The organism is Escherichia sp. E.sYA108, from assembly GCF_011754335.1.
Taxonomy (GTDB): Bacteria; Pseudomonadota; Gammaproteobacteria; order Enterobacterales; family Enterobacteriaceae; genus Escherichia; species Escherichia coli.
This window is the reverse complement of the sequence record NZ_JAAQVZ010000001.1, coordinates 1340946-1364665: the sequence shown is the minus strand read 5'-3', so window position 1 is coordinate 1364665 and position 23720 is coordinate 1340946. Positions and strand designations below refer to the sequence as shown.

23 protein-coding genes are annotated in these 23720 nt (G+C 53.1%); 5 read left to right on the top strand and 18 right to left on the bottom strand.

Translation table 11 applies throughout. The features are described from left to right. The first annotated feature begins 287 nt into the window (after window positions 1–287). The gene (timP, locus tag HBM92_RS25255; protein ID WP_001704358.1) at window positions 288–413 is read left to right on the top strand and encodes a small toxic inner membrane protein TimP; all 126 of its coding nucleotides are present in this window, start codon (window positions 288–290) and stop codon (window positions 411–413) included. Between the two features lie 31 nt (window positions 414–444). Here timP and sseB read toward each other — a convergent pair whose 3' ends face one another. The 11 genes from sseB to trmJ all read right to left on the bottom strand — a co-directional run bounded on the left by sseB (window position 445) and on the right by trmJ (window position 9312). Further along, the gene (sseB, locus tag HBM92_RS06560; RefSeq protein WP_001537828.1) at window positions 445–1221 is read right to left on the bottom strand and encodes an enhanced serine sensitivity protein SseB; all 777 of its coding nucleotides are present in this window, start codon (window positions 1219–1221) and stop codon (window positions 445–447) included. A 142-nt stretch (window positions 1222–1363) separates the two neighbouring features. Further along, window positions 1364–2647 (bottom strand): aminopeptidase PepB, encoded by a 1284-nt coding sequence (gene pepB / locus HBM92_RS06555; protein ID WP_000133524.1) that lies wholly within the window; start codon window positions 2645–2647, stop codon window positions 1364–1366. 58 nt (window positions 2648–2705) lie between these two features. Beyond that, complete coding sequence (gene iscX / locus HBM92_RS06550; RefSeq protein WP_000523612.1) at window positions 2706–2906, bottom strand: Fe-S cluster assembly protein IscX; 201 nt, start codon at window positions 2904–2906, stop codon at window positions 2706–2708. Between the two features lie 11 nt (window positions 2907–2917). Beyond that, the gene (fdx, locus tag HBM92_RS06545; protein WP_001124472.1) at window positions 2918–3253 is read right to left on the bottom strand and encodes an ISC system 2Fe-2S type ferredoxin; all 336 of its coding nucleotides are present in this window, start codon (window positions 3251–3253) and stop codon (window positions 2918–2920) included. A 1-nt stretch (window position 3254) separates the two neighbouring features. Further along, a complete protein-coding gene (hscA, locus tag HBM92_RS06540) occupies window positions 3255–5105 on the bottom strand; it encodes a Fe-S protein assembly chaperone HscA (protein ID WP_001196608.1) in 1851 nt (616 codons plus the stop codon). A 16-nt stretch (window positions 5106–5121) separates the two neighbouring features. After that, a complete protein-coding gene (gene hscB, locus HBM92_RS06535; protein ID WP_000384413.1) occupies window positions 5122–5637 on the bottom strand; it encodes a co-chaperone HscB in 516 nt (171 codons plus the stop codon). Window positions 5638–5732: 95 nt separating this feature from the next. Further along, window positions 5733–6056: an iron-sulfur cluster assembly protein IscA gene (gene iscA / locus HBM92_RS06530; protein WP_000028953.1), complete on the bottom strand. Its 324-nt coding sequence runs from the start codon at window positions 6054–6056 to the stop codon at window positions 5733–5735. A 16-nt stretch (window positions 6057–6072) separates the two neighbouring features. Continuing rightward, window positions 6073–6459 carry a Fe-S cluster assembly scaffold IscU gene (iscU, locus tag HBM92_RS06525; protein ID WP_000331707.1) on the bottom strand — a complete coding sequence of 129 codons (387 nt, stop codon included), beginning with the start codon at window positions 6457–6459 and terminating at the stop codon, window positions 6073–6075. A gap of 27 nt (window positions 6460–6486) precedes the next feature. Beyond that, on the bottom strand, window positions 6487–7701 hold the full coding sequence (gene iscS, locus HBM92_RS06520; RefSeq protein WP_001295373.1) for a cysteine desulfurase: 1215 nt from the start codon (window positions 7699–7701) through the stop codon (window positions 6487–6489). A 111-nt stretch (window positions 7702–7812) separates the two neighbouring features. Continuing rightward, complete coding sequence (gene iscR, locus HBM92_RS06515) at window positions 7813–8301, bottom strand: Fe-S cluster assembly transcriptional regulator IscR (protein WP_001241357.1); 489 nt, start codon at window positions 8299–8301, stop codon at window positions 7813–7815. 270 nt (window positions 8302–8571) lie between these two features. Beyond that, window positions 8572–9312, bottom strand: a complete 741-nt coding sequence (trmJ, locus tag HBM92_RS06510; RefSeq protein ID WP_000940019.1) for a tRNA (cytosine(32)/uridine(32)-2'-O)-methyltransferase TrmJ — start codon at window positions 9310–9312, stop codon at window positions 8572–8574. A gap of 118 nt (window positions 9313–9430) precedes the next feature. On the opposite strand from trmJ, the gene suhB reads away from it, so the two are divergent. The 3 genes from suhB (at window position 9431) to csiE (ending at window position 12704) form a co-directional block, all read left to right on the top strand. Then, window positions 9431–10234 carry an inositol-1-monophosphatase gene (gene suhB / locus HBM92_RS06505; protein WP_000553451.1) on the top strand — a complete coding sequence of 268 codons (804 nt, stop codon included), beginning with the start codon at window positions 9431–9433 and terminating at the stop codon, window positions 10232–10234. A gap of 144 nt (window positions 10235–10378) precedes the next feature. Then, window positions 10379–11233, top strand: coding sequence for an alpha/beta hydrolase (locus tag HBM92_RS06500; protein ID WP_001443085.1), 855 nt, complete (start codon window positions 10379–10381; stop codon window positions 11231–11233). A 190-nt stretch (window positions 11234–11423) separates the two neighbouring features. Beyond that, window positions 11424–12704: a stationary phase inducible protein CsiE gene (gene csiE / locus HBM92_RS06495; RefSeq protein WP_000983019.1), complete on the top strand. Its 1281-nt coding sequence runs from the start codon at window positions 11424–11426 to the stop codon at window positions 12702–12704. On the opposite strand, the gene HBM92_RS06490 is transcribed toward csiE, so the two are convergent. Further along, window positions 12696–13835, bottom strand: coding sequence for a 3-phenylpropionate MFS transporter (locus tag HBM92_RS06490; RefSeq protein WP_000244187.1), 1140 nt, complete (start codon window positions 13833–13835; stop codon window positions 12696–12698). The two genes, csiE and HBM92_RS06490, sit on opposite strands and share 9 nt — an antisense overlap. Before the next feature lie 368 nt (window positions 13836–14203). Between HBM92_RS06490 and HBM92_RS06485 the strand changes: the two genes are divergently transcribed. Continuing rightward, complete coding sequence (locus tag HBM92_RS06485; RefSeq protein ID WP_001305234.1) at window positions 14204–14626, top strand: DoxX family protein; 423 nt, start codon at window positions 14204–14206, stop codon at window positions 14624–14626. A 159-nt stretch (window positions 14627–14785) separates the two neighbouring features. Here HBM92_RS06485 and HBM92_RS06480 read toward each other — a convergent pair whose 3' ends face one another. The 6 genes from HBM92_RS06480 to HBM92_RS06455 all read right to left on the bottom strand — a co-directional run bounded on the left by HBM92_RS06480 (window position 14786) and on the right by HBM92_RS06455 (window position 23715). Beyond that, window positions 14786–15658, bottom strand: a complete 873-nt coding sequence (locus HBM92_RS06480; RefSeq protein WP_000158498.1) for an aldose 1-epimerase — start codon at window positions 15656–15658, stop codon at window positions 14786–14788. 11 nt (window positions 15659–15669) lie between these two features. Then, complete coding sequence (locus HBM92_RS06475; protein WP_000700780.1) at window positions 15670–16764, bottom strand: zinc-dependent alcohol dehydrogenase family protein; 1095 nt, start codon at window positions 16762–16764, stop codon at window positions 15670–15672. 32 nt (window positions 16765–16796) lie between these two features. Beyond that, a complete protein-coding gene (locus tag HBM92_RS06470; RefSeq protein ID WP_001276658.1) occupies window positions 16797–17795 on the bottom strand; it encodes an ABC transporter permease in 999 nt (332 codons plus the stop codon). A 24-nt stretch (window positions 17796–17819) separates the two neighbouring features. Then, entirely contained in the window at window positions 17820–19331 is a 1512-nt protein-coding gene (locus HBM92_RS06465; RefSeq protein WP_000493487.1) for a sugar ABC transporter ATP-binding protein, read from the bottom strand. A 22-nt stretch (window positions 19332–19353) separates the two neighbouring features. Continuing rightward, window positions 19354–20337, bottom strand: a complete 984-nt coding sequence (locus HBM92_RS06460; protein ID WP_001124926.1) for a substrate-binding domain-containing protein — start codon at window positions 20335–20337, stop codon at window positions 19354–19356. Window positions 20338–20433: 96 nt separating this feature from the next. Beyond that, window positions 20434–23715 carry a DUF5107 domain-containing protein gene (locus HBM92_RS06455; RefSeq protein WP_001305235.1) on the bottom strand — a complete coding sequence of 1094 codons (3282 nt, stop codon included), beginning with the start codon at window positions 23713–23715 and terminating at the stop codon, window positions 20434–20436. Window positions 23716–23720: the final 5 nt, after the last annotated feature.

The following is a 23720-nucleotide window of genomic DNA, read 5'->3' as shown; positions in this document are numbered from 1 at the left end:
TCTGGTTCGCGGCCTTTCCAGCAGATTGGCTTGTGTTGCATGAGCAACGCAGGTGCTTCACAGCAAAGCAATACTCGCCAGTAACTCTCTTTTTGTCAAGCGAAAGAGAGTAATCATTGTTTATTTAGCGTATTATCGACACCGGCCCTTTCCGCCGTCTCGCAAACGGGCGCTGGCTTAAGGAAAGGATGTTCCATGGCCGTAAATGCAGGTGTTTCACAGCGCTTGCTATCGCGGCAATATCGCCAGTGGTGCTGTCGTGATGCGGTCTTCGCATGGACCGCACAATGAAGATACGGTGCTTTTGTATCGTACTTATTGTTTCTGGTGCGCTGTTAACCGAGGTAAATAATAACCGGAGTTTCTCCGGCAACAATTTACTGGTGGTTAACAAACTTCAGAGCAGCAAGTAAGCCCGAATGCCGCCCTTTGGGGCGGCATATTTTAGATTATCCGGTTCTGTTTAAAGTCACGCAAAAAACCACCCCAGCGACGTTCATAGAATGGCGCAATATGTTCGGTAATAAAGTGGCTAATTCCTTTTTCCCCTTTTTTCACCTGACAAATATCGATTGGTTCATCGCCAGGTAATGTATCGGTCGCTACACTTCCCGCCGCCTGAATAATTTCTTCGATATCACCATCGGCTTCAATGCCAATAAGTAAATTAGGCTGTGCCTCTTCGCTCTCTTTAATTAAACAAATAAAAGCACGCTTCACTGGCTTAATGGTTTTAAATAAGGTGGTGAGTGAATCAATCATTTGTACTGGCGGCTCTGCGACTTCCGATAATATCAGCGATTCACCGCCTTCCAGTACTTCCTGGCTACTCAGCGAATTCCCTTCTTCACCAATCAACAAACTGATTTCACGCGGCATAAACTCTTTACCGGTTGGCAGTTTGGCATTAAGGAAGAGCGTTTCGCCAAGGGTCATCTCAAACAATGTGCGAACGGGCATTACGACAAATGCCTGTTCGTCTTCAACCACCTGTTGAAGTGCTTCTAACGAGGTAAAAAAAGGAATGACGCTGGTGCCGTCTTCTTTTTCCCAGTGCTGTAAATCAAGCGCGCTATCTTCAACTACTGCCTCGCCCTGCGCCGCCGTACCAGGCACCCAGACGGTGGATTCCAGTAGAGTACGGAAAAAGGCCGGGCGGTGCGCCGGTTCGGTTGCTGCTTTTTCCAGCAGGTCTTCAAGTTCGTTTTTTGTTTCGGACATAAGAACCATAATTCATTCAACGTTCGGGGCGTAAGTGCCTGATGCGCTACGCTTATCAGGCCTACAAGGGAACCGCAATATATTGAATTTGCAATACTTTGTAGGCCGGATAAGGCATTTACGCCGCATCCGGCATATTAGTTTACGCCGTTAACAGATTAGCAATCGTGCGCACACCAAGTCCCGTAGCACCCGCAGACCACTGTTCAACCGGCGCTTTACGGTAAGTCGCCGAGCAGTCGATATGCAGCCAACCTTGCTGATAGTTCTCAACAAAGTGCGACAGGAAGCCCGCCGCTGTGCTCGCGCCTGCCGGATACGCCGCGCTTCCGGTGTTGTTCAGTTCGGCAAAGTTAGACGGCAATTGGTTGCGGTGGAACTCCGCCAGCGGCAGACGCCAGAACGGTTCATTCTCCTGCGCGGCACTCGCCAACAAGCGACCGGCAAGCGCATCGTCAAAACTGAACAGCGCGTGATAATCATTACCCAGCGCGGTTTTCGCCGCCCCGGTGAGGGTCGCCGCATCAATGATCAGTTCCGGTTTCTGCGCACTGGCATCAATCAGGCCATCGGCCAGCACCAGACGCCCTTCGGCATCAGTGTTCATCACTTCAACTTTTTTACCGTTGCGATAGGTGATGATATCGCCCAGCTTGAACGCATTGCCGCTGATCAGGTTATCCGCACAACAGAGGAACAGCTTCACGCGCTTGTTCAGTCCGCGCGTAATGGCAAATGCCAGCGCCCCGGTAACCGTTGCCGCACCGCCCATATCCGACTTCATCGAGTCCATAAACGCGGTCTGTTTGATGCTGTAGCCGCCGGAATCAAAAGTGATGCCTTTACCAACTAGGCACGCGTACACTGGCGCTTCTTTATCGCCAGTTGGGTTGTAATCCAGCGCCAGCAATACCGGAGAACGTTCTGAACCGCGCCCGACCGTGTGCAGCCCCATATAACCTTGCTCACGCAGATCTTCGCCTTTGGTGATCCGGTAAGTCACACGATCCCCTGCGACGTTGCTGATCAGATCAACAGCACGCTGTGCCAGTTGCGATGGCCCCAGCTCTTCTGCCGGTGCGTTGATGGTGTCACGCACCCAGTCGATGATCATCAGGCGGTTATCCAGTTCCTGACGCTGGGCATCGTCCAGATCCGGCCACTCCACTTTACGTATGCCTTTCGGGGCTTTGTAACCTTGCCAGAATGCCCAGCAGCGATCCGCATCCCAGCCTTCACCGCTTAACTGAACATGCTTGATGCCCAGACCGTCAATCTTGCGCGCCGCACGCTGGATCAACCCCAGATCGTCTGCCCCGTTCAAATGCAGGGTAATGCCATCATTATTAATGCTGTAAGTCGCTTTTTCTCCCCAACGTGCGTCGGCAGGTTGGGGAGAGAGGGTAATCTTCATCGCTTCTGTCATTTTAGTTATCCTTATTCGTTTAACAGCAAAACGGGCTACCCCCAGGCAGCCCGTTCATTCACTCGGCTTCGTCCAGCCAGACCAACAAAATCGCTTCGAGGATTTTCTCGTTCGATGCCTGCGGGTCGTCGTCGAAATCTTCCAGAGCGCAAATCCACTGATGCATATCGGTGAATCGAACCGTTTTCGGATCAATATCAGGATACGCATCGTACAGTGCTTCGCCAATTTCGCGGCTATCGGTCCACTTAAGTCCCATACTAACCTCTGTTAATGCTCACGCGCATGGTTGATAGTGTAACGCGGGATTTCGACCACTAAATCTTCGTCGGTAACGCGCGCCTGGCAGCTTAAACGGCTTTCCGGCTCCAGTCCCCAGGCTTTGTCCAGCATGTCGTCTTCCTGCTCTGTACTTTCCGGCAGCGAGTCAAAACCTTCACGAACGATGCAGTGGCAGGTGGTGCAAGCACAGGATTTTTCACAGGCGTGTTCAATCTCGATACCGTTACGCAGCGCAACGTCGAGAATGGTTTCACCGCTATTCGCTTCCAGAACAGCGCCATCAGGGCAGAGATCCTGATGAGGCAAAATAACAATCTTTGGCATATTAAACCTCGTCCACGGAATGGCCTTTCAGCGCACGACGAACCGACTGGTCCATGCGGCGAGCGGCGAAATCCTGGGTTTGTTTGTCTACGTTTTTAATCGCTTGTTCGATGGCGTCAACATCATCGCCCTGCGCCACTTCACTCAGGTGAGCGGCAGCATCGTCGATAGCCTGACGTTCTGCGGCGCTTAACAGCGCGGCATCAGCAGCCAGCGCACCGTGCAGACTTTCCAGCACACGCGCCGCTTCTACTTTTTGTTCTGCCAGCATTCGGGCTTTTACGTCCTGCTCGGCATAGCTCATTGAGTCTTTGATCATCGAGGCGATTTCGCTATCGGTCAGGCCATAAGACGGTTTGACCTGAATAGACGCCTCAACGCCGGTGGATTTCTCCATCGCCGTCACGCTCAAAAGACCGTCGGCATCGACCTGGAACGTCACGCGAATATGCGCACCGCCAGCCGGTAGCGCCGGAATACCTCGCAGCGCAAAACGCGCCAGCGAGCGGCAGTCCTGCACCAGTTCGCGCTCACCCTGCATCACATGGATAGACATCGCCGTCTGACCATCTTTAAAGGTGGTGAAATCCTGGGCGCGGGCCACCGGAATCGTGGTATTACGCGGGATAACTTTCTCCACCAGGCCGCCCATCGTTTCGAGGCCCAGCGACAGCGGGATCACATCCAGCAACAGCATTTCGCTGTCCGGCTTGTTACCCACCAGAATATCCGCCTGAATCGCCGCGCCAATAGCGACGACTTTATCCGGGTCGATAGAAGTCAGCGGTGGACGACCGAAAAATTCGCCTACTCGTTCACGCACCAGCGGCACGCGAGTAGAACCGCCCACCATCACCACTTCCAGCACTTCATCAGCTTCTACGCCCGCATCTTTCAGCGCGCGACGACAAGCCAGTAAGGTTCGTTTTACCAGTGGCGCGATCAGTTCATTGAATTGTTCACGGCTGATTTCGCCCTGCCAGCCCGCAACGTTAACGGTCACGGAGTCCGCATCGCTCAGCGCGATTTTGGCCGCAATGGCAGCATCGAGCAGTTCACGCTGAACGCGGTTATCGCTACGATCAGGAATGCCCGCCTGCTCGCGAATGTAATCCGCCAGCAGATGGTCGAAATCATCGCCGCCGAGCGCGGAATCACCGCCGGTCGCCAGCACTTCAAACACACCGCGACTTAAGCGCAGAATGGAAATATCAAACGTCCCGCCGCCGAGGTCATAAACAGCGATCACGCCTTCCTGGCCGGAATCCAGCCCGTAGGCAATAGCCGCAGCGGTCGGTTCATTAAGTAAGCGCAGAACATGCAGCCCCGCCAGACGCGCCGCGTCTTTGGTGCCCTGACGCTGGGCATCGTCAAAGTACGCTGGAACGGTGATAACGACACCATCCAGCTCGCCTGCCAGGGCTTCAGTTGCCCGCGCCGCCAGTGCTTTGAGGATGTCCGCAGAAACGCGCACCGGGTTCAGCAGCCCCGCCGCCGTTTCAATCATCGGCAGGCCATTTTCGCTGGCCTGGAATTGATAAGGCAGATGCGGATAGCGTTGCTGGATATCAGCCAGCGAGCGCCCCATCAGGCGTTTAACAGAACTAATGGTGTTGGCGGTGTCGAGCGCTGCGTTAGTACGCGCGTCATAACCCACCGAATGCCCTTGCTGTTGATAGTGAACAACAGATGGCAGCAGGTGACGGCCTTCATGGTCAGCTAACGTTTCGGCCTGACCGCTGCGCACTGTTGCCACCAGCGAGTTGGTTGTGCCCAGGTCAATACCGGCCGCCAGGCGACGCTGATGCGGCGCAGCACTCAAACCAGGTTCACTAATTTGTAATAAGGCCATGTTTAGCTTCCAGAAATTAAAAATCGAGCAGTTTTTCTTCGAGTTGTTCGGCACTGCTCCGCAGTTTATCGAGAAAACGCAGCTTACGCACGGTATCCGCCGCCGCGTCCCACGTCTCGTTGTCTAACTGTTCAACCATCAACTGATGGCGGGTATCAAACATCTTTTTCACACGTTTGATAAAGCTTTCCAGCCGCGCTTCATCTTTCGCCTGTTCGATCTCGTCCAGTTCTTCGCGCAGTTCCAGCTGTTCCATCAGGAACGCGGTGTCGCGCACAGTATGCTGCTCGCTGGCGAGATCAAAACCGTGCAAAGAAAGCAAATATTCCGCGCGCATTAACGGATGACGCAGCGTTTGCCAGGCCTGGTTAATGGTCGCGGATTGCTGTACGGCGGCGAGTTGTTCCGCCTGGCTTCCGCTGGCGAATTTATCAGGATGATACTGACGTTGTAGATCCTGAAAACGCAGGCTCAGCGCCTGGGTATCGAGTTGATAACGGGCAGGCAAGCCAAAGAGGGTGAAGTAATCCATAACATTCTCAGGGCTGCGATCCGCCGCGATAACGGCGAATCAGGTAAAACAAACCCCACGCGCAGGCGACCACGGTGGGGTTATCGGTATGCGCATCAAACGTGGAAGCTTTCGCCGCAACCACACTCATCTTTGACGTTCGGGTTGGTGAATTTAAACCCTTCGTTAAGGCCTTCTTTGACGAAGTCCAGCTGCGTACCGTCCAGAAATTGCAGGCTTTTGCCATCGACCACGACTTTCACGCCTTTGTCTTCAAACACGATGTCTTCCGGCGTCGGTTCGTCAACAAATTCCAGTACATAAGCCATACCTGAACATCCGGAGGTTCTCACGCCCAGACGCAGGCCAAACCCTTTGCCGCGGTTAGCCAGAAAGGTATTTACTCGCGCTGCTGCACTGTCGCTCAGTGTAATCGACATAACCAAACCTCAACTCTTATTTTGCTTCACGTTTGCTTTTATAGTCCGCAATGGCGGCTTTGATCGCGTCTTCTGCCAGAATAGAACAGTGAATTTTCACCGGCGGCAGTTCAAGTTCTTCAGCAATATCGGTGTTTTTGATAGCCTGCGCTTCGTCGAGAGACTTCCCTTTCACCCATTCGGTGACCAGGGAGCTGGAAGCGATAGCAGAACCGCAGCCGTAAGTTTTAAAACGCGCGTCTTCAATGATACCTTCATCGTTGACTTTAATCTGCAACTTCATCACGTCGCCACAGGCCGGCGCACCCACCATGCCGCTGCCGACGTTCTCGTCGTTGTTGTCAAAGGAACCCACGTTACGCGGATTCTCGTAATGGTCGATAACTTTTTCGCTGTAAGCCATTATAAATTCTCCTGATTCCGATACCGATTAATGATGAGCCCATTCGATGCTGTTCAGATCCACGCCCTGCTTGTACATTTCCCACAGCGGAGAAAGGTCACGCAGACGACCGATGGATTTACGAACTAACTCGATGGTGTAGTCGATCTCTTCTTCAGTAGTAAAACGACCTAAAGAGAAACGGATAGAGCTATGTGCCAGCTCGTCGTTCAGCCCCAGCGCGCGCAGCACGTAGGACGGTTCGAGGCTTGCTGACGTACAGGCGGAACCGGAAGAAACCGCGAGGTCTTTCAGCGCCATAATCAGCGACTCACCTTCAACGTAGTTGAAGCTGACGTTGAGAATGTTCGGCGCACCGTGTTCCAGGTCACCGTTCAAGTAAACTTCTTCGATATCTTTGATGCCGTTCCACAGACGGTTACGCAGGCCGCGCAGACGTTCCATCTCGGTCGCCATCTCTTCTTTTGCGATGCGATAGGCTTCGCCCATACCGACGATCTGGTGAACAGGCAGAGTACCGGAACGCATACCGCGCTCGTGACCGCCGCCGTGCATTTGCGCTTCGATGCGTACGCGCGGTTTACGACGCACATACAGCGCACCAATACCTTTCGGGCCATAGATTTTGTGACCGGAGAAAGACATCAGGTCAACTTTCAACTGGCTCAGATCGATAGGCAGTTTGCCCACGCTCTGGGTTGCATCAACGTGATAGATAATGCCACGAGCACGGCACATTTCGCCGATAGCTGCGATATCCTGCACTACGCCGATTTCGTTATTTACGTGCATGATGGAAACGAGGATGGTGTCGTCACGCATCGCTGCTTCCAGTTCTTTCAGGTCGATAATGCCGTTACGCTGCGGTGCCAGGTAAGTGACTTCAAAACCTTCGCGCTCCAGCTGACGGCAGGTATCCAGTACCGCTTTATGTTCGGTTTTACTGGTGATGATGTGCTTGCCTTTTTTCTGATAAAAGTTGGCTGCACCTTTGATCGCCAGGTTGTCAGATTCGGTTGCACCAGAGGTAAAGACGATTTCACGCGGGTCAGCGCCGACCAGATCGGCAATCTGATTACGGGCGATATCTACCGCTTCTTCAGCCTGCCAGCCGAAACGGTGAGAACGGGAGGCCGGGTTACCAAAGGTTCCGTCCATCGTCATAAACTGCATCATTTTCTCGGCAACACGCGGGTCCACCGGCGTGGTTGCGGAGTAGTCGAGATAAATCGGTAATTTCATTGCTCTATAAACTCCGTACATCACTCAATGCAAGGAACCAGGCTACCGGCTGGATGTACGACCGTGTTTACGGAGCGCTAAACACTCCGGCCTGATTCTGAATTCTTTTTATTAAGCGCGTAACTTAACGTCGATCGCGTCTTGTGTGCGGGTGCGTGGCGCGTCGTGAGTATGCTGACGACCAGACACATCCAGCACTTCCTGGTTATTAACCAGTTCGCCTAAAGTAATGTTGTTGAGAAAACCGGTAAGGCGGTCGCTCAAATCACGCCACAGCGCGTGGGTCAGGCATTTATCCCCGCCCTGGCAGCCGCCTTTACCCTGACAACGGGTGGCATCTACAGATTCGTCAACGGCGCTAATCACTTCGCCAACGGCGATGCTGCTGGCATCTTTGCCTAACAGATAACCACCGCCTGGTCCACGTACGCTGGAAACCAGACCATTTTTACGCAGACGGGAAAACAGTTGTTCCAGATAAGAAAGGGAAATTCCCTGACGTTCGGAAATATCAGCCAACGGTACCGGGCCCGCTTCAGAGTTGAGCGCAACGTCAAGCATTGCGGTCACGGCATAGCGCCCTTTAGATGTCAGTCTCATGTCTTACTTCACCTCAAACTCGCCCCTGCCCGGGGTTTTTTATTGTAAAAGTGGGGGTATTGCATAGCAGGGTCAAGTCTGACATTCCCGAGTAAATTGGTCAACTATTTACTTGACTGATTTAGTCGGGTATTTAACCTTCAGTGCCATTTTTTTATCGTGGCGTTTGTACCTGTTGTCGGATGCGGTGTGAACACCTTATCCAACCTGAGATTCCGTGCACTTACAGGCCTGATAAGACGCGTTAAGCATCGCATCAGGCAACCACTGTTATTCGGCCTTGTTACCTTTATTCTGCTGCTCAATAGAAGCCAGAATCCCGCGCAGGATATTCAATTCCTGGCTTTCCGGGCGTGCACGGGTAAACAGACGGCGCAATTTATTCATCACCTGCCCCGGATGGTTTTCACGGATAAAACCGGTTGCCAGCAGCGTTTGCTCCAGATGACCATAAAAACGCTCCAGATCATCGACCAGCGGATACGGTGTCTCTTCATGCTCGACCTGCTCGCCATTTTCCTGAGTTGCCAGCCAGGCCATACGCACTTCATAGGCAATAACCTGAACCGCCATCGCCAGGTTCAGCGAGCTGTATTCCGGGTTCGCGGCAATCGCGACATGATAATGGCATTTCTGCAACTCTTCATTGGTCAAGCCAACACGCTCACGACCAAAAACCAGCGCCACCGGGGTATTTGCCGCTTCAGCGACGCTTTTCAGACCGCATTCGCGCGGGTCGAGCATCGGCCACGGCAGCGTGCGGGAGCGAGCGCTGGTGCCCACCACCAGACTACAACCGGCTAACGCTTCGTCGAGCGTATCGACGATGTGAGCATTACCAATCACATCGCTGGCCCCTGCTGCCAGGGCAATCGCCTGGGAGTCAGGTTTCACTAGTGGATTAACCAGCCACAGATTGGTTAATCCCATTGTTTTCATGGCACGGGCAACAGAACCCATATTGCCGGTGTGTGACGTCTCCACCAGCACAATTCGAATATTTTGCAGCATTGTCTTTCTTCATCTAAAGATTATTCACGCATCTTATCATAAAACGAAGACAGATGCCGATCTCGCTGCTATACTCTGCGCCGTTTTCCCGTTCTTTAACATCCAGTGAGAGAGACCGATGCATCCGATGCTGAACATCGCCGTGCGCGCAGCGCGCAAGGCGGGTAATTTAATTGCCAAAAACTATGAAACCCCGGACGCTGTAGAAGCGAGCCAGAAAGGCAGTAACGATTTCGTGACCAACGTAGATAAAGCTGCCGAAGCGGTGATTATCGACACGATTCGTAAATCTTACCCACAGCACACCATCATCACCGAAGAAAGCGGTGAACTTGAAGGTACCGATCAGGATGTTCAATGGGTTATCGATCCACTGGATGGCACTACCAACTTTATCAAACGTCTGCCGCACTTCGCGGTATCTATCGCCGTTCGTATCAAAGGCCGCACCGAAGTTGCTGTGGTATACGATCCTATGCGTAACGAACTGTTCACCGCCACTCGCGGTCAGGGCGCACAGCTGAACGGCTACCGTCTGCGCGGCAGCACCGCTCGCGATCTCGACGGTACTATTCTGGCGACCGGCTTCCCGTTCAAAGCAAAACAGTACGCCACTACCTACATCAACATCGTCGGCAAACTGTTCAACGAATGTGCAGACTTCCGTCGTACCGGTTCTGCGGCGCTGGATCTGGCTTACGTCGCTGCGGGTCGCGTTGACGGTTTCTTTGAAATCGGTCTGCGCCCGTGGGATTTCGCGGCAGGCGAGCTGCTGGTTCGTGAAGCGGGCGGCATCGTCAGCGACTTCACCGGTGGTCATAACTATATGCTGACCGGTAACATCGTTGCTGGTAACCCGCGCGTTGTTAAAGCCATGCTGGCGAACATGCGTGACGAGTTAAGCGACGCTCTGAAGCGTTAATGACTCAGGCGGGTGATATCACTCACCCGCCCTCGCCTTTCAGGCGCTATTCCGAAATACTTCCTCACCGCTTTACTTTCTTTCGTCACTCTCCCACCATCTTTCCCCGATTAATGGATGATAAAGAAGTCGCAAGGAAAGATTATGGCGCTGCCAGTGAACAAACGCGTTCTCAAAATTCTGTTTATTCTCTTTGTTGTTGCCTTCTGCGTTTATTTAGTGCCGCGCGTCGCCATCAACTTCTTCTATTATCCTGACGATAAAATATACGGTCCCGACCCCTGGTCGGCGGAATCCGTCGAATTTACGGCTAAGGACGGTACTCGTCTGCAAGGCTGGTTTATTCCTTCTTCGACGGGCCCTGCTGACAACGCCATCGCAACCATCATTCATGCTCACGGCAATGCCGGAAATATGTCCGCCCACTGGCCGCTGGTCAGTTGGTTACCCGAGCGTAATTTCAACGTTTTTATGTTTGATTATCGCGGGTTTGGTAAATCAAAAGGCACGCTGTCCCAAGCCGGATTGCTGGACGATACGCAAAGTGCCATCAATGTGGTGCGCCATCGCAGTGATGTAAACCCACAACGGCTGGTGCTGTTCGGGCAGAGTATTGGCGGGGCGAATATTCTGGATGTTATTGGTCAGGGTGATCGTGAAGGCATACGTGCAGTGATCCTCGACTCCACCTTTGCCTCTTATGCGACCATCGCCAACCAGATGCTCCCCGGCAGTGGCTACTTACTTGATGAGAGTTACAGCGGTGAAAATTACATCGCCAGCGTCAGCCCGATCCCGCTTTTACTCATTCACGGTAAAGCTGATCACGTTATCCCATGGCAGCACAGTGAAAAGTTGTATAGCCTGGCAAAAGAACCAAAACGGTTGATCCTAATCCCGGATGGCGAACACATTGATGCTTTTTCCGATCGTCACGGCGATGTTTATCGCGAACAGATGGTGGATTTTATCCTTAGCGCATTGAATCCGCAGAACTAACCCATGATCGCTAGCACGATAATCATTCACAAAACCACCTTAAGACATGCTAATCCACTGGTCAGAACAGTTTAAGATGAGAAAAATTCTGTGACGCTTGCCAACATTTCTGATGATTAGCATTCCCTTCGCCATTTCCCTGAGCAAACTTTAGCTATTCTTATCAATTATGCTTATGGGAGATCTACAGATGATGCCTACGCTTGCTCCACCATCTGTCCTTTCGGCTCCCCAGCGCCGCTGCCAGATCTTGCTGACGCTCTTTCAGCCGGGGTTGACCGCCACCACGGCAACTTTCAGCGAGCTTAATGGTGTGGATGATGATATTGCCAGTCTTGATATCAGCGAAACAGGACGGGAGATCCTGCGCTATCATCAACTCACACTGACTACTGGTTATGACGGTAGCTACCGGGTTGAAGGTACAGTGCTTAACCAACGTTTGTGTTTATTTCACTGGCTACGACGTGGTTTCCGTCTGTGTCCGTCATTTATTACCAGCCATTTCACCCCCGCCCTGAAGAGTGAACTGAAGCGGCGCGGAATTGCGCGTAACTTTTACGACGATACCAATCTACAAGCGTTAGTGAATCTCTGCTCCCGACGGCTGCAAAAACGCTTTGAAACGCGCGATATTCATTTCCTGTGTCTGTATCTGCAATATTGTTTGTTGCAACACCACGCTGGAATTACGCCTCAGTTTAATCCGCTCCAACGTCGCTGGGCGGAATCCTGCCTTGAATTTCAGGTAGCGCAGGAAATTGGACGCCACTGGCAGCGTCGGGCGCTCCAGCCTGTACCGCCTGATGAGCCACTGTTTATGGCATTACTTTTTTCCATGTTGCGGGTTCCCGATCCACTGCGGGATGCGCATCAGCGGGACAGGCAACTGCGTAAGTCTATCAAACGTCTGGTAAACCACTTTCGTGAGCTGGGAAATGTTCGTTTTTATGATGAACAGGGGTTATGCGATCAGCTTTATACCCACCTCGCCCAGGCGTTAAATCGCAGTTTGTTTGCCATCGGTATTGATAACACCCTGCCGGAAGAGTTCGCCCGCCTGTATCCACGCCTGGTGCGCACCACCCGCGCGGCGCTGGCTGGATTTGAAAGTGAATACGGCGTCCATCTTTCTGATGAGGAAAGCGGTCTGGTCGCGGTGATTTTTGGTGCCTGGCTAATGCAGGAAAACGACCTGCATGAGAAACAGATTATTCTACTGACCGGGAATGATAGCGAGCGAGAAGCGCAGATTGAGCAGCAGCTACGCGAACTAACGTTACTGCCGCTCAACATTAAACATATGTCGGTAAAGGTATTTTTGCAGACAGGCGCTCCGCGCGGCGCGGCACTGATTATTGCTCCTTATACCATGCCGTTACCGCTCTTTTCACCACCGCTGATCTATACGGACCTGACGCTGACAACACATCAACAGGAGCAGATCCGCAAAATGCTCGAATCAGCATGAGGGAACAACTTTCGGGCGCAAAAACATTGCCGGAAGCGCCACCAGCGCCACCACCCAGAACACGCCGTGGCCGAGATATTGATACAGGAAACCGGCGAAAACGGTCATGATGGCGATACTGCCGCCCATCGCGACGGCAGAGTAAACCGCCTGTAAACGGATGACTTCGCTACCCTGGCGAGCAGCAATATAGCGCATGGCAGCCAGGTGGCAGACCGTGAAGGTACCGCAATGCAGAATTTGCACCACTATCAACCACGGCAACGCCGTAGTTGCTCCCATAATGCCCCAGCGCACTACGCCGCAAATCGCCGAGATCAACAGCATATCGCGTGCACTACAACGGCGGAAAAGTTTATTACTCAGCGCAAAGATAATGACTTCCGCCACCACGCCCAGCGACCACAAATACCCCACCGCCGAGGCCGAGTAGCCAGCTGCCTGCCAGTAAATGGCGCTAAAACCGTAATAGGCCGCATGTGCCCCCTGCAATAAACAAACGCAGGCCAGAAAACGCCAGTTCTGGCGAACCAACGCCAACCACGCAGACCAGCCGGTGCTCTCCTGCTGGCGGCTTGCCCCTTGTGGCTGAATCGTCGGACGGATGAGAAAGCCGAGCAGCATGGATGCCACGCCCAACGTCAACAGCGCGAGGATCACCCGATAATCAAACATACTGACCAGTTTGCCCGTCAGCGCCGAGCCAATGACAAACGCCACCGAGCCCCACAGTCTCACTTTGCCGTAATCAAGCGGGAACTGCTTTTGCCACGTATTCGCCAGTGCATCGGTCAACGGTACCAGCGGTGAGAAAAAGAGGTTAAAGCCAATCATCACCAGCATCAGCCACGCTACGTGCGCCCCCGCCCAGAAGGCGACAGCAAAGAGAAGTGTCAGCAGTGCCAGCACGCGCAAGGCGGAAATCAGGCGGGAAGGATCGCTGACGCGGGGCGCGATGAGCAAACTCCCGAGGAAACGGGCAACCAGACCCGCCCCCAATAACAGGCCGATGGTTTCTGGCGTTAAACCAATCCCTTTAAGCCAGACGCTCCAGAAAGGTAGAAAAATGCCGTAACTAAAAAAGTATGTGAAATAGCCGAGCGCCAACCAGCGCGTGGATTGCAAAACCATGAGTCCCTCCCGTCAGGAGGCGTTAGTCTGAGGTTAATCGAATGTTGGTGCAAGTTGAAAAATAAGAATATTCGAGCCTGCTTCCTGACGGTTATCCTGCATATCAGGAAATGACAAAAAAGAGCGGCCCACAACACAACATGTAAAAAAGAACGATGAAACAGGTGAAAATCGCAATTTATTGAACTGACAAACTCATGTGAGACGGATAAGGCGTGCATGTCGCATCCGGCAGGAAACAATAAGCACATTGTCAGCCATCTGCGTTATGCCGTTATACCAGAAACGAATATCTCAACGCCTGGGCGTGGCGAGGTACCAGAGTGTGTATTACGTTTAAATCACATCATCTTGCAAAGGGATTGGTTATGAACTCACTACGTTATTTTGATTTTGGCACTGCCCGCCCCGTTTTATTATTAATTGCCCGTATCGCCGTGGTCTTAATTTTCATTATTTTTGGTTTTCCCAAAATGATGGGCTTTGGCGGTACGGTCCAATATATGGCCTCGCTGGGCGCGCCAATGCCGATGCTGGCAGCGATTATTGCGGTAGTTATGGAAGTGCCCGCCGCGATATTAATCGTGCTTGGCTTTTTCACCCGTCCGCTGGCGGTGCTGTTTATTTTCTACACGCTGGGTACGGCGGTGATTGGCCACCATTACTGGGATATGACCGGCGATGCGGTTGGGCCAAATATGATTAATTTCTGGAAGAATGTCAGTATCGCTGGCGCATTCCTGCTGTTGGCAATTACCGGGCCGGGGGCGATTTCTCTCGATCGGCGTTAGGAAAGATGCCGGATGCGGCGTAAACGCCTTATCCGGCCTACCGCTCCAACACCGATTGTAGGCCTGATAAGACGCAGCAAGCGTCGCATCAGGCATCGTGCACCGAGTGCTACAAAATCGAAATTACCCCGTAGGCCTGTGCATCCGGCATTTTATAAATTACAGCAACGCAACCCGCAACGACATCTCTGAAATTGTTGATTCCCCTGGTGCAAGCGCAATGAGGTCACCACCTTCCGGACGATGATGGTCATCCGGCGCATGACTCATCGGTTCCAGACAGAAGAAATCAAACGCATATCCTTTATCAAACGCAGGGTCTGAAACAAAGATGAAATAACACGGTGCAGGTGGCGTCGTTTCCATGATGATGGCATAACCCTCCTGCGGCTGCTCGATGCGGGCCTGACCATTCCATCCGGCAAAACCATTGTTTACCCACTGGTGCGGCAACGGCGTGAGCTGGTTAAAATCCAGTTCCTGCGGTAGCTGCTCGCAAAACTCACCCGCCAGCCACTGCTCTCGCTCCAGCCAGTAACCGCTCGCCTGTGCCTGAACCCGCGTTTGCGGCGACAACGGAAAATAAGGATGCCAGCCGGTACCAAATGGCAGCGTCTCTGCCCCTTGATTGGTGACAGCGAGCGTCACCGTCAGCGTATCCGCCGTTAAATGAAATGCCTGGCTTACCCGATAGTGATAAACACCGCTGAGATGTTCATACACCAGACACAAGCTATCATCGCTGCGCGAGACACATTGCCACTCGCCCAACCAGCCATCGCCGTGTAGATAGTGCGCATCCCACTCAACATTCGGTTGCAGTTGATACTCACGCCCCTGCCAGACAAAACGGTTGCCGCTCACCCGGTTTGCAAATGGTACCAGCGGAAAACAAGAGGCATCGGTTGCCACACCGCTTTTTTTACCAGGACGTAGCAGCGGCGTCGTATCGCGCCAGAAGCCTTCGATTACGCCGCCCTGATCAGAAACGTCCAGCTTTAGCAGCCCGTGAGATAGGGTATAGATGGTCATCCGCAGACTCCTTAATCCGGGAAATTAATCACAACTTTCCCGCATTTGCCGCTTGCCATCAGTGCATAAGCATCTCCCGCCTGTTCCAGCGAGAAGCGGTGGGTAATGGCGTTACGCGGCCACAGTTTCCAGTCCGTTAAATCGTGGGCGCATTTTTCCATATGGAACAGACTGGTCACCCAGGAGCCGATAATCCGCCGTTGATGGTGCATCAGGTCGGCGCTAACCTCGAACTCGACTTTTCCGGTTTCACCAATGTAAACCACGCGTCCCCAGTCAGCGGTGGATTGCAGTGCCAGTAAGCGACCTGCGGCATTACCGGAACAATCAAGCGCAACATCCGCGCCGCCGTGAGTGAGTTCGGCGATTATCTGCGGCATACCTTCGGTGGTCGCTAAATAGCCGTGATCCATCACTCCTAACTGTTTCGCCATCGCCAGACGTTCCGGCAACATATCAACGCCGATGATCCGTTTTGCACCGCGACCTTTCGCCAGCATCATCGCCATCATGCCGACCGGCCCCAGACCAACCACCACCACGTTATCGCTACCGGAAACCTCGCCGCGCAAAATCCCTTCATACGCCGTACCAACACCGCAACTGATAAACGCGCCATCTTCGTAACTCAGCGCGTCTGGCAGGAGGATCAGATCTTTTTCTTCCGCCAGTAGGTATTCGGCATGACCGCCGTCACGCTGCCAGCCGTAAGCCGCTTTTCCTTCGCCAGTACAAGAAATAGGAAAACCGCGACGGCAGTTCGGGCAAAAACCACAGCCAGAAATGTGATACACCAGCACGCGGTCGCCCTCTTTAAAATGGCGACAGCCTTGCCCCATCGCCACAATCTGCCCGCACGGTTCATGACCGTTGATAAATCCCTGGTATAACGGTTTATCGGGTGCCGCCGCCGTAGCGCAGTGCTGGTGGTAGATATAGTGGACATCGCTTCCGCAAATCCCGGAGGATTTCATTTTGATCAGTACCTGGTTAATCCCCGGCGTCGGCACCGCAACTTCCCGCAGATCGACGGTCGAATTTCCTGGTAAATAAGCTGCCAGCATCGTTTTCATAAATCCCTCATTAACAATACGATTAATTTTCATCCCTGCCGCACCCGCGCCAGGGGCGTTAAGGTTTAGCGTTTCGCTTTACTGCTACGCTGGGTCAGCAAGATATTCGCCAGCACCGCCACCACGATGATGACGCCGCGCACCACCTGCTGGAAAAAGGAGTTAATCCCGAGCAGCACCAGACCGTTACCGATTAGCGTAATCACCAGTACGCCAAGCAGCGTACCGAACAACGAGCCGCGACCGCCGGAAAGCGCCGTACCGCCGACCACGACCGCGGCGATGACGTCAAACTCCAGACCGTTTGCGGCACCTGCGTTACCGGAACCGAGGCGGGCCGCCAACAAAATGCCGGTCACCGCCGCTAATAATCCCGAAAGGGTAAAAATAAGAATGCGTACCCGACGAACGTTAATACCGCACAACTGCGCTGCAGTGGCATTACCGCCAACAGCAAAAACCGAGCGCCCGAAGGCAGTTTTGCGGCTAATGAACACAAACAGCGCAAATAACACCATCATGATCAGCGCGGATACCGGCACACCGAGAAATTGTCCGCCCAGCCAATCCAGCACTTCGTTTTCGTTAATTGGCACTGGCAAGGCGTTCGTCATAAACAGCCCCATTCCGCGCAGGGCGCTCCATAAACCCAGCGTGGCAACAAAACTTGGCACGCTAAACACGCCGCGCAGCACCCCGGCGAGCGTTCCCATCAGCGCACCTAACAGCAACACCAGCAGACAAGCAATCGCCAGCGGAACGTCAAATTGCAGCAAAAACGCCAGGCACACTGAAACAAAAGCCACCATCGGCCCAACGCTGACATCAATTTCACCGGAGATAATAATCAGCGTCATCGCCCAGGCGGCGATCCCAATGGTGGCGGCATCGCGCAGCACGTTCATCTGGTTATTCAATGAGATAAAGCCAGGCGCATTCAGGGAGAAGACCAGATAAAGAATGGCAATCACCACCAGCAAACCGATCTCATTAATATGGCGACTGACAAATTGTTTGAGCGAGACGCTCTTGCCCTGCGGCAATGGTAATGACGAAGCAGACATCTTCAGGTTCCTCGGTAAAATTCATCAGTGCACAGACAGAATGGCGGACATCAGCTCATCCACATTGACCGGAGAGTGAAACTCCTGCGAGAACGTGCCGTGCTGTAATAACAGGATGCGGTCACACACCAGCGGCAACTCCTCCACTTCACTGGAGATAAACACCACGCTTTTTCCTTCGGCAGCCAGCTCGCGGACAATACGGTAAATCTGCTGTTTGGCTTCGATATCGACGCCGCGCGTTGGCTCGTCGAGTAACAAAATCTGGCTGGCGGCATAGACCCAACGACCGATCACCACTTTTTGCTGATTGCCGCCAGAAAGCGTGCCGATGGGCGTTTCGCTACTGGCGGCCTTGACCGTCATCCGCTGCATCACCTCTTCGGTCAGGCGGCGGATGGTGGACCATTGCAGTACACCGTTGGCGCTGATTTTTTGCCGATTGGTCAGCACTGTATTTTCGTCAACGCCCAACCAGGGAATGATCCCCGCTTCTTTGCGGTTTTCTGGCGTATAGCCAATGCCGCGTTTCAGCATGTCGCCGTAATCGGGGCGCGTGATTTTCTCGCCGTTGATAACAATTTCGCCCTGTTCATACGTCTCCAGCCCAACAATCGCCTTCAGCAATTCACTGCGCCCTGCCCCCAGCAGACCAGCAATGCCGAGCACTTCGCCACGACGTAGTGTAAAACTGATATCCTCCAGCTTGGGCTTATGGCGTAACGCACGGACTTCCAGCACGGCCTGATCCACAATTTCCTGAGGGGCAACCGGCGCAATATCAACGTGATCGCGCCCGAGCATTAGCGACACAATATGATGCGTAGAGGTGTTTTTGAGCATCACATCGCCCGCCACCTGACCATCGCGCATAACGGTGGCACAGGAGGCAATGCGGCGAATTTCTTCCATCCGGTGGCTGACATAAATCACCGCCACGCCCAGTGCCGACATCTTTTTCACCGCGCTGATCACCAGTTCAACTTCCGCACTGGCAAGCGAGCTGGTGGGTTCATCAAGAATGACCACGCGCGGCTCGCCCTTCATCACCCGCGCAATTTCCACCAGTTGCTTTTGCGCCGGGCTTAGTGTTGAAACAAGTTGTTCAGGACTAACGTCAACGCCCAACGCCTGCAAGCAACGTTGGGCGTCCTGCGCCATTTGCAGGTAATCAATCATGCCGTTGCGGCGGGGCCACTGACCGAGGCAGAGGTTTTCCGCCACTGTCAGCCCTTCCACCAGACTTAACTCCTGATAAACCGCACGAACCCCCAGTTCAGCGGCACGGCGAGTCAGCGTAGCTTCGTCACCTTCCAGTCGCGTCTCGCCAATCCAGATATCACCGCTATCCGGACGTTCGCTACCGGTAAGCATTCGAATGAGGGTCGATTTTCCCGCACCGTTTTTGCCTAACAGCGCGCGAACTTCGCCTTTATTGAGCGTGAAGTTAACGTTATCCAGCGCAACGACGCCGGGGTAACGCTTATTTCCTGCCACCACTTTTGCTACCGGGACTGCCTCTGTTGCCGTGAACATAGGGACCTCTGCGAATCAGCGATTAGGGCAGACCATCAACGTGCGTTGCCAGCCACTGTTTACCGTCTTCCGTTTTGGTATAGAGATCGATTGGCACCTGAATCACTTTTTCACCGTCGGCTTGTTTATTGATAACCTTCAATGTTTGCGTAAAAACAGCATTGCCCATTTTCTTACCGGAAATATCCACCACCGCTTTCAGCACCTGGTTGTTTTCCAGCTCCTGAGCAATTTCAGTGGTCATATCAGAACCGAAAACAGCAATTTTTCCGGCCTGATTTTGATTACGTACCGCTTTTACCGCGCCGAGTGTCGCTCCGCCCGATTCCCCCATAATGGCGTTGAGATCCGGCGTGGAGATAATCAGTTTTTCACCGACAGAAATCGCTTTATCTAAAACAGTCCCTTCCTGATTAGCGACAATTTGCGCGCCGGGAACGCGGGCTTTTAATACTTCTTCAAACCCTTTACGTCGTTGCACACAAACTTCAAAGGCTTCGCAATTGATGACGGCAATTTTCGGCTGGTCAATTTTGTTGGCAATAAAATAATCGGCGGCAGCGTTACCCAGTTTTTTACCAAATTCCAGCGGGTCACCAACCAGATATGCCGAGACATATTTATCGACACCCTTTTGATTAATACAGGTGTTGTAGCAAATCACTGGAATGCCCGCCTCACTGGCGCGACGAACGGTGCGGCTGCTGCCATTTTCAGAAACAGCTGACAAAATAATGGCATCGACATTACGCGCCACGAGGGTATCAACAAAGGTACTTTCTTTCGAAATATCACCCTGGGCGTTAGTTTCAATTAACTGTACCTGTACTGAAGAATCTTTTGCCGCATCCTGAACGCCCTGACGCACTCCGGCGTAATATCCCTGGGTATCAAGGTATATTGCGCCAATAGTCATTTCTTTATCAGAAGCCCTGGCAAATAGTGCGCTACCCAATAGCGTAGCCATTAATAATAAATTACGGGTTCTTGTCATTTTTTTAGGCATAGTGCCTCCTGTAGGGTTTTTATTTACAACGGCTTATTTTAATTATTTGAGCGTGAGCGGCAGCGCGTGCCGCTCAAATATTACAGTTAATAGGGTTTAGTGAACGTAGCTAAAAATAAAAGGCGTCACGGTGGTGAATAATGCCGCTTTCGGCCAGGCTGGATTAATCGCCATCAATTCAGCGCGAGCAGATTCATAGTGCGCAACCTCCCCTAATCCCGCGGCCGCCAGCATCGCCACCATCAGGCATTTTTCTTTATGCTGCTGTTGTAAATCGCCATACAGCGACAACAAGTCAGGCTGCGAGACGGCAAAGAAATCCGCTTCGATACTGGTTTTCGCCATCTCTTGTGCCCACTGTTTCATTTCACTAAACAGTTGCTGTGCGGTGTGTTGTTCGCCCAGCAGTCGCAGCGCCATTCCTTGCCAGAAGAGATAATCAACCGGCTGATCGTTGTAATAACTGTGGATGTTAATGGTGCGATCGCCGGTCGCCGCCAGACGTAAACAACGCGTCGCTTCAGTTTCATCGCCCTGCGCGTTGGCGCATACTGCCTGCCAGAACCAGATGTCGTTGTCAGTTTGCCCCGGTAAACGGCCTTCGCTTAAATTCTCCGGATAATGCAGCGCGGCATGAAGCAGTTCGCTGGCCTGCTGCGGCTCTCTGGCATCAAGATGCTGCCAGGCGCGTAATAACTGGTTGAGGATAAACTGGCTGGTGACCTTCCCTTCCCCACCTTCCCACGGGTGGAATTTGCGCGTGGCGAGAATGTCCGCCGCTTTGTCTGCCTGACCAGTGAGATGCCACAAATTGAGCAGTTCTGCGGTCATGTCGTCGCGTTTCAGCGCAATTTCCAGATTATTTTCCAGACGCGCCAGTCGTTTCTCCGGTGTGACACCGCTTAACTTATCCAGCAAATCCCGTTCGAAAAGCAGACGTGCATCCTGCGGCGCAAGCTGATAAGCATTATCAAGATAACGCGCGGCCAGCTCATAATCGTGCTGCTTATTCCACGCATGGATCGCCAACCCGCGCCAGCCGTCGGCAAACTCCGGCGACATCTCTACGCAACGCTGCCATAAGGCAATGGCTTTGCCGTAGCTACGCTTGTTGTAGTAGAAGCAGGCCAGTAAATGCCGGGCAAACCAGCACTCTTCGATACTCTCCAGCGCCGCCACTTCTTCCAGCGTATTCGGGAAACGGACAAACTGCGGGAAGGCATCAATAGCTTTTACGACCAGTTCTCCGCGTTCAGCTTTTGGTAGCAAACTGGCTTGCAGGTAAAGCGGTAGCGTGCGCTGACAGTCCAGTGCGTTCAGCATCTCTGCCGCCAGGGCGGGCATGCCCCAGTTAATCAGTTGCCCGGCGGTCATCAGGGCGTTAACGTCGCGTCCCTGACAAAGACCTCGCCACTGCGCGAGGGCTGATTCGCTACGACCATCGAACCAGTTCAGCCACCACAGAGTGGCGTTCAGCGGATAATCACGCAGCAGTTTCTCGCGCTGCAAACGCGCGTTGTCCTGACGACCACTTAACACCAGTAGCAGGTTATGCAGGCAAAGCACTTCCTGATTGGTTGGGCAGGCGCGAAGACTTTGTTGGCAAAAATCCAGACCAGTGTCGAAGTTACCATTACGCGCCGCCAGTCGTGCCAGACCATAATAGCCACCGGCTTTACTGTTGCCGCTCCAGACCGCACGCCAGAAATCCTCTTCGGCTTGTTGATATTGCCCCTGACGTTCGTAAGCACTGGCGCGAATCAAACTCGCCTGTCCGCACTGCGGATTTTTGTTCAGCGCATGTGCGCGTTTCAGTGCCTGACTGGCATATACCACCGCTTGCGGGAAATCTGCACGGTTATATTCCAGCATTGCCAGCGCCAGATTACAGCGATAATCCAGCGGATCCAGCGCCACGCCGCGCAGGTAGTAATCGAACGGTGAACGGCTCGCGTGATGATATTGCTCCAGATGTTGACCGATAAACCAGGTTTCATCTGTACTGGTAATGTCTTGTGCTGCCAGTGGCGCTTTGGCGACGTCCGGCAACGGCAACACTTGCGGCTGATGTTCCTGATAACTCAGTATGATATTGCCGTCGGCATCGGAGAGCTCAATGGTCAGCCTTTCAGGATTGATACCGTGCAACACGCCCTGGATGGCGGTCGCTGGCATCAGTGCCACGGCATCATCAAGTAACGCGTTGCATTTGCCGATTTCGCGGATCGCCAGGCGGTATCCGTTCAACGGAGAGATGGCATACAACCCCCACTCAATCCCCCGATCACTACGCTGGAGTTTTATCACCGCATCGCGGGAGGCGTTTTGCACCATGCCCAAAGAATGGTAAGGCAGGAAATACTGCTCAAAACGCTTCTCTTCATAAGCATCAAGCCAGGTAAAATCGGGCTGATTATCCGCAAAAATGCCGGTCATCAGTTCGATATACGGGCCGTTATTGTCGGTCAGACTCTTATCCCACGCCTGGCCAAATTCACTGTGTCCCCAGCTCCACTGTTTTTTACCTGGCGCGATATGGTGGTTGGCAACGTGTAGCAAACCGCCATCTTCATCGTGACACCACGCGCCAACAAAATCGTACTGTGATTTTTCAGCCATATATGAGGTTGGAACGGGCACATTTTTATAGCGAGAAATGTCCACTCCGGCGGAGTAGTCCACTTTGTAGTAAGTGCCGGTGGCGATGGGGAAAGCAGAGACGGCCCGTTTGCCGTGATCAAACACCGCCGTTACATCCGGCGGGAAGACGCTCTGATGCCCTTCACCCCCTTTCACTGCCGGGTTGGCCCACCACAAGAAATGACGCGGCGTGGCGTTGCCGTTATAGACGCGGCTGGCAATTTCCAGTGCCGCCCGGTCAGGGCGCAGGGTGAAACCTGTCATCACCTGTAAACCGTGCATCGGCTCCGTTTCGCCGACCCACACGGTTTGTGCGCCGTCTTCATGGGCTTCGAGGGTGAAATCGACGGGCATAAAGGTGGTCGGGCGATGGTGTTGCGGCCAGTTAAACTCAATCCCGCCGGAGATCCACGGCCCCAGCAGCCCCACCAGCGCCGGTTTAATGACTTCATTGTGATAGACAAAATCGCGCTGTTTCACTTTATCCCATGCGCGATGCACCCGACCGCCCAGTTCCGGCAGGATCATCACTTTGATGTAGTCGTTTTCCAGCCACACCGACTGCCAGGATTTCAGGGTTTTCTGCTCGCTCAGCGTATCGGTCACGCCGTAGGGATAAACCGCGCCGGACGATCCCTGATAAACGCGATTTTCCAGGAACATGGGATGTATATCCTGCGGCCCGGTTTCATAGGTCGGGATCTCAACGCGCTCTTGCCACACTTTTACTGGAGTCATGGTGC

Coding starts and splice junctions, on each gene's coding strand:
- timP (WP_001704358.1), top strand. CDS start 288: ATGAAGATACGGTGCTTTTGTATCGTACTTATTGTTTCTGGTGCGCTG.
- sseB (WP_001537828.1), bottom strand. CDS start 1,221: ATGTCCGAAACAAAAAACGAACTTGAAGACCTGCTGGAAAAAGCAGCA.
- pepB (WP_000133524.1), bottom strand. CDS start 2,647: ATGACAGAAGCGATGAAGATTACCCTCTCTCCCCAACCTGCCGACGCA.
- iscX (WP_000523612.1), bottom strand. CDS start 2,906: ATGGGACTTAAGTGGACCGATAGCCGCGAAATTGGCGAAGCACTGTAC.
- fdx (WP_001124472.1), bottom strand. CDS start 3,253: ATGCCAAAGATTGTTATTTTGCCTCATCAGGATCTCTGCCCTGATGGC.
- hscA (WP_001196608.1), bottom strand. CDS start 5,105: ATGGCCTTATTACAAATTAGTGAACCTGGTTTGAGTGCTGCGCCGCAT.
- hscB (WP_000384413.1), bottom strand. CDS start 5,637: ATGGATTACTTCACCCTCTTTGGCTTGCCTGCCCGTTATCAACTCGAT.
- iscA (WP_000028953.1), bottom strand. CDS start 6,056: ATGTCGATTACACTGAGCGACAGTGCAGCAGCGCGAGTAAATACCTTT.
- iscU (WP_000331707.1), bottom strand. CDS start 6,459: ATGGCTTACAGCGAAAAAGTTATCGACCATTACGAGAATCCGCGTAAC.
- iscS (WP_001295373.1), bottom strand. CDS start 7,701: ATGAAATTACCGATTTATCTCGACTACTCCGCAACCACGCCGGTGGAC.
- iscR (WP_001241357.1), bottom strand. CDS start 8,301: ATGAGACTGACATCTAAAGGGCGCTATGCCGTGACCGCAATGCTTGAC.
- trmJ (WP_000940019.1), bottom strand. CDS start 9,312: ATGCTGCAAAATATTCGAATTGTGCTGGTGGAGACGTCACACACCGGC.
- suhB (WP_000553451.1), top strand. CDS start 9,431: ATGCATCCGATGCTGAACATCGCCGTGCGCGCAGCGCGCAAGGCGGGT.
- HBM92_RS06500 (WP_001443085.1), top strand. CDS start 10,379: ATGGCGCTGCCAGTGAACAAACGCGTTCTCAAAATTCTGTTTATTCTC.
- csiE (WP_000983019.1), top strand. CDS start 11,424: ATGATGCCTACGCTTGCTCCACCATCTGTCCTTTCGGCTCCCCAGCGC.
- HBM92_RS06490 (WP_000244187.1), bottom strand. CDS start 13,835: ATGGTTTTGCAATCCACGCGCTGGTTGGCGCTCGGCTATTTCACATAC.
- HBM92_RS06485 (WP_001305234.1), top strand. CDS start 14,204: ATGAACTCACTACGTTATTTTGATTTTGGCACTGCCCGCCCCGTTTTA.
- HBM92_RS06480 (WP_000158498.1), bottom strand. CDS start 15,658: ATGACCATCTATACCCTATCTCACGGGCTGCTAAAGCTGGACGTTTCT.
- HBM92_RS06475 (WP_000700780.1), bottom strand. CDS start 16,764: ATGAAAATTAATCGTATTGTTAATGAGGGATTTATGAAAACGATGCTG.
- HBM92_RS06470 (WP_001276658.1), bottom strand. CDS start 17,795: ATGTCTGCTTCGTCATTACCATTGCCGCAGGGCAAGAGCGTCTCGCTC.
- HBM92_RS06465 (WP_000493487.1), bottom strand. CDS start 19,331: ATGTTCACGGCAACAGAGGCAGTCCCGGTAGCAAAAGTGGTGGCAGGA.
- HBM92_RS06460 (WP_001124926.1), bottom strand. CDS start 20,337: ATGCCTAAAAAAATGACAAGAACCCGTAATTTATTATTAATGGCTACG.
- HBM92_RS06455 (WP_001305235.1), bottom strand. CDS start 23,715: ATGACTCCAGTAAAAGTGTGGCAAGAGCGCGTTGAGATCCCGACCTAT.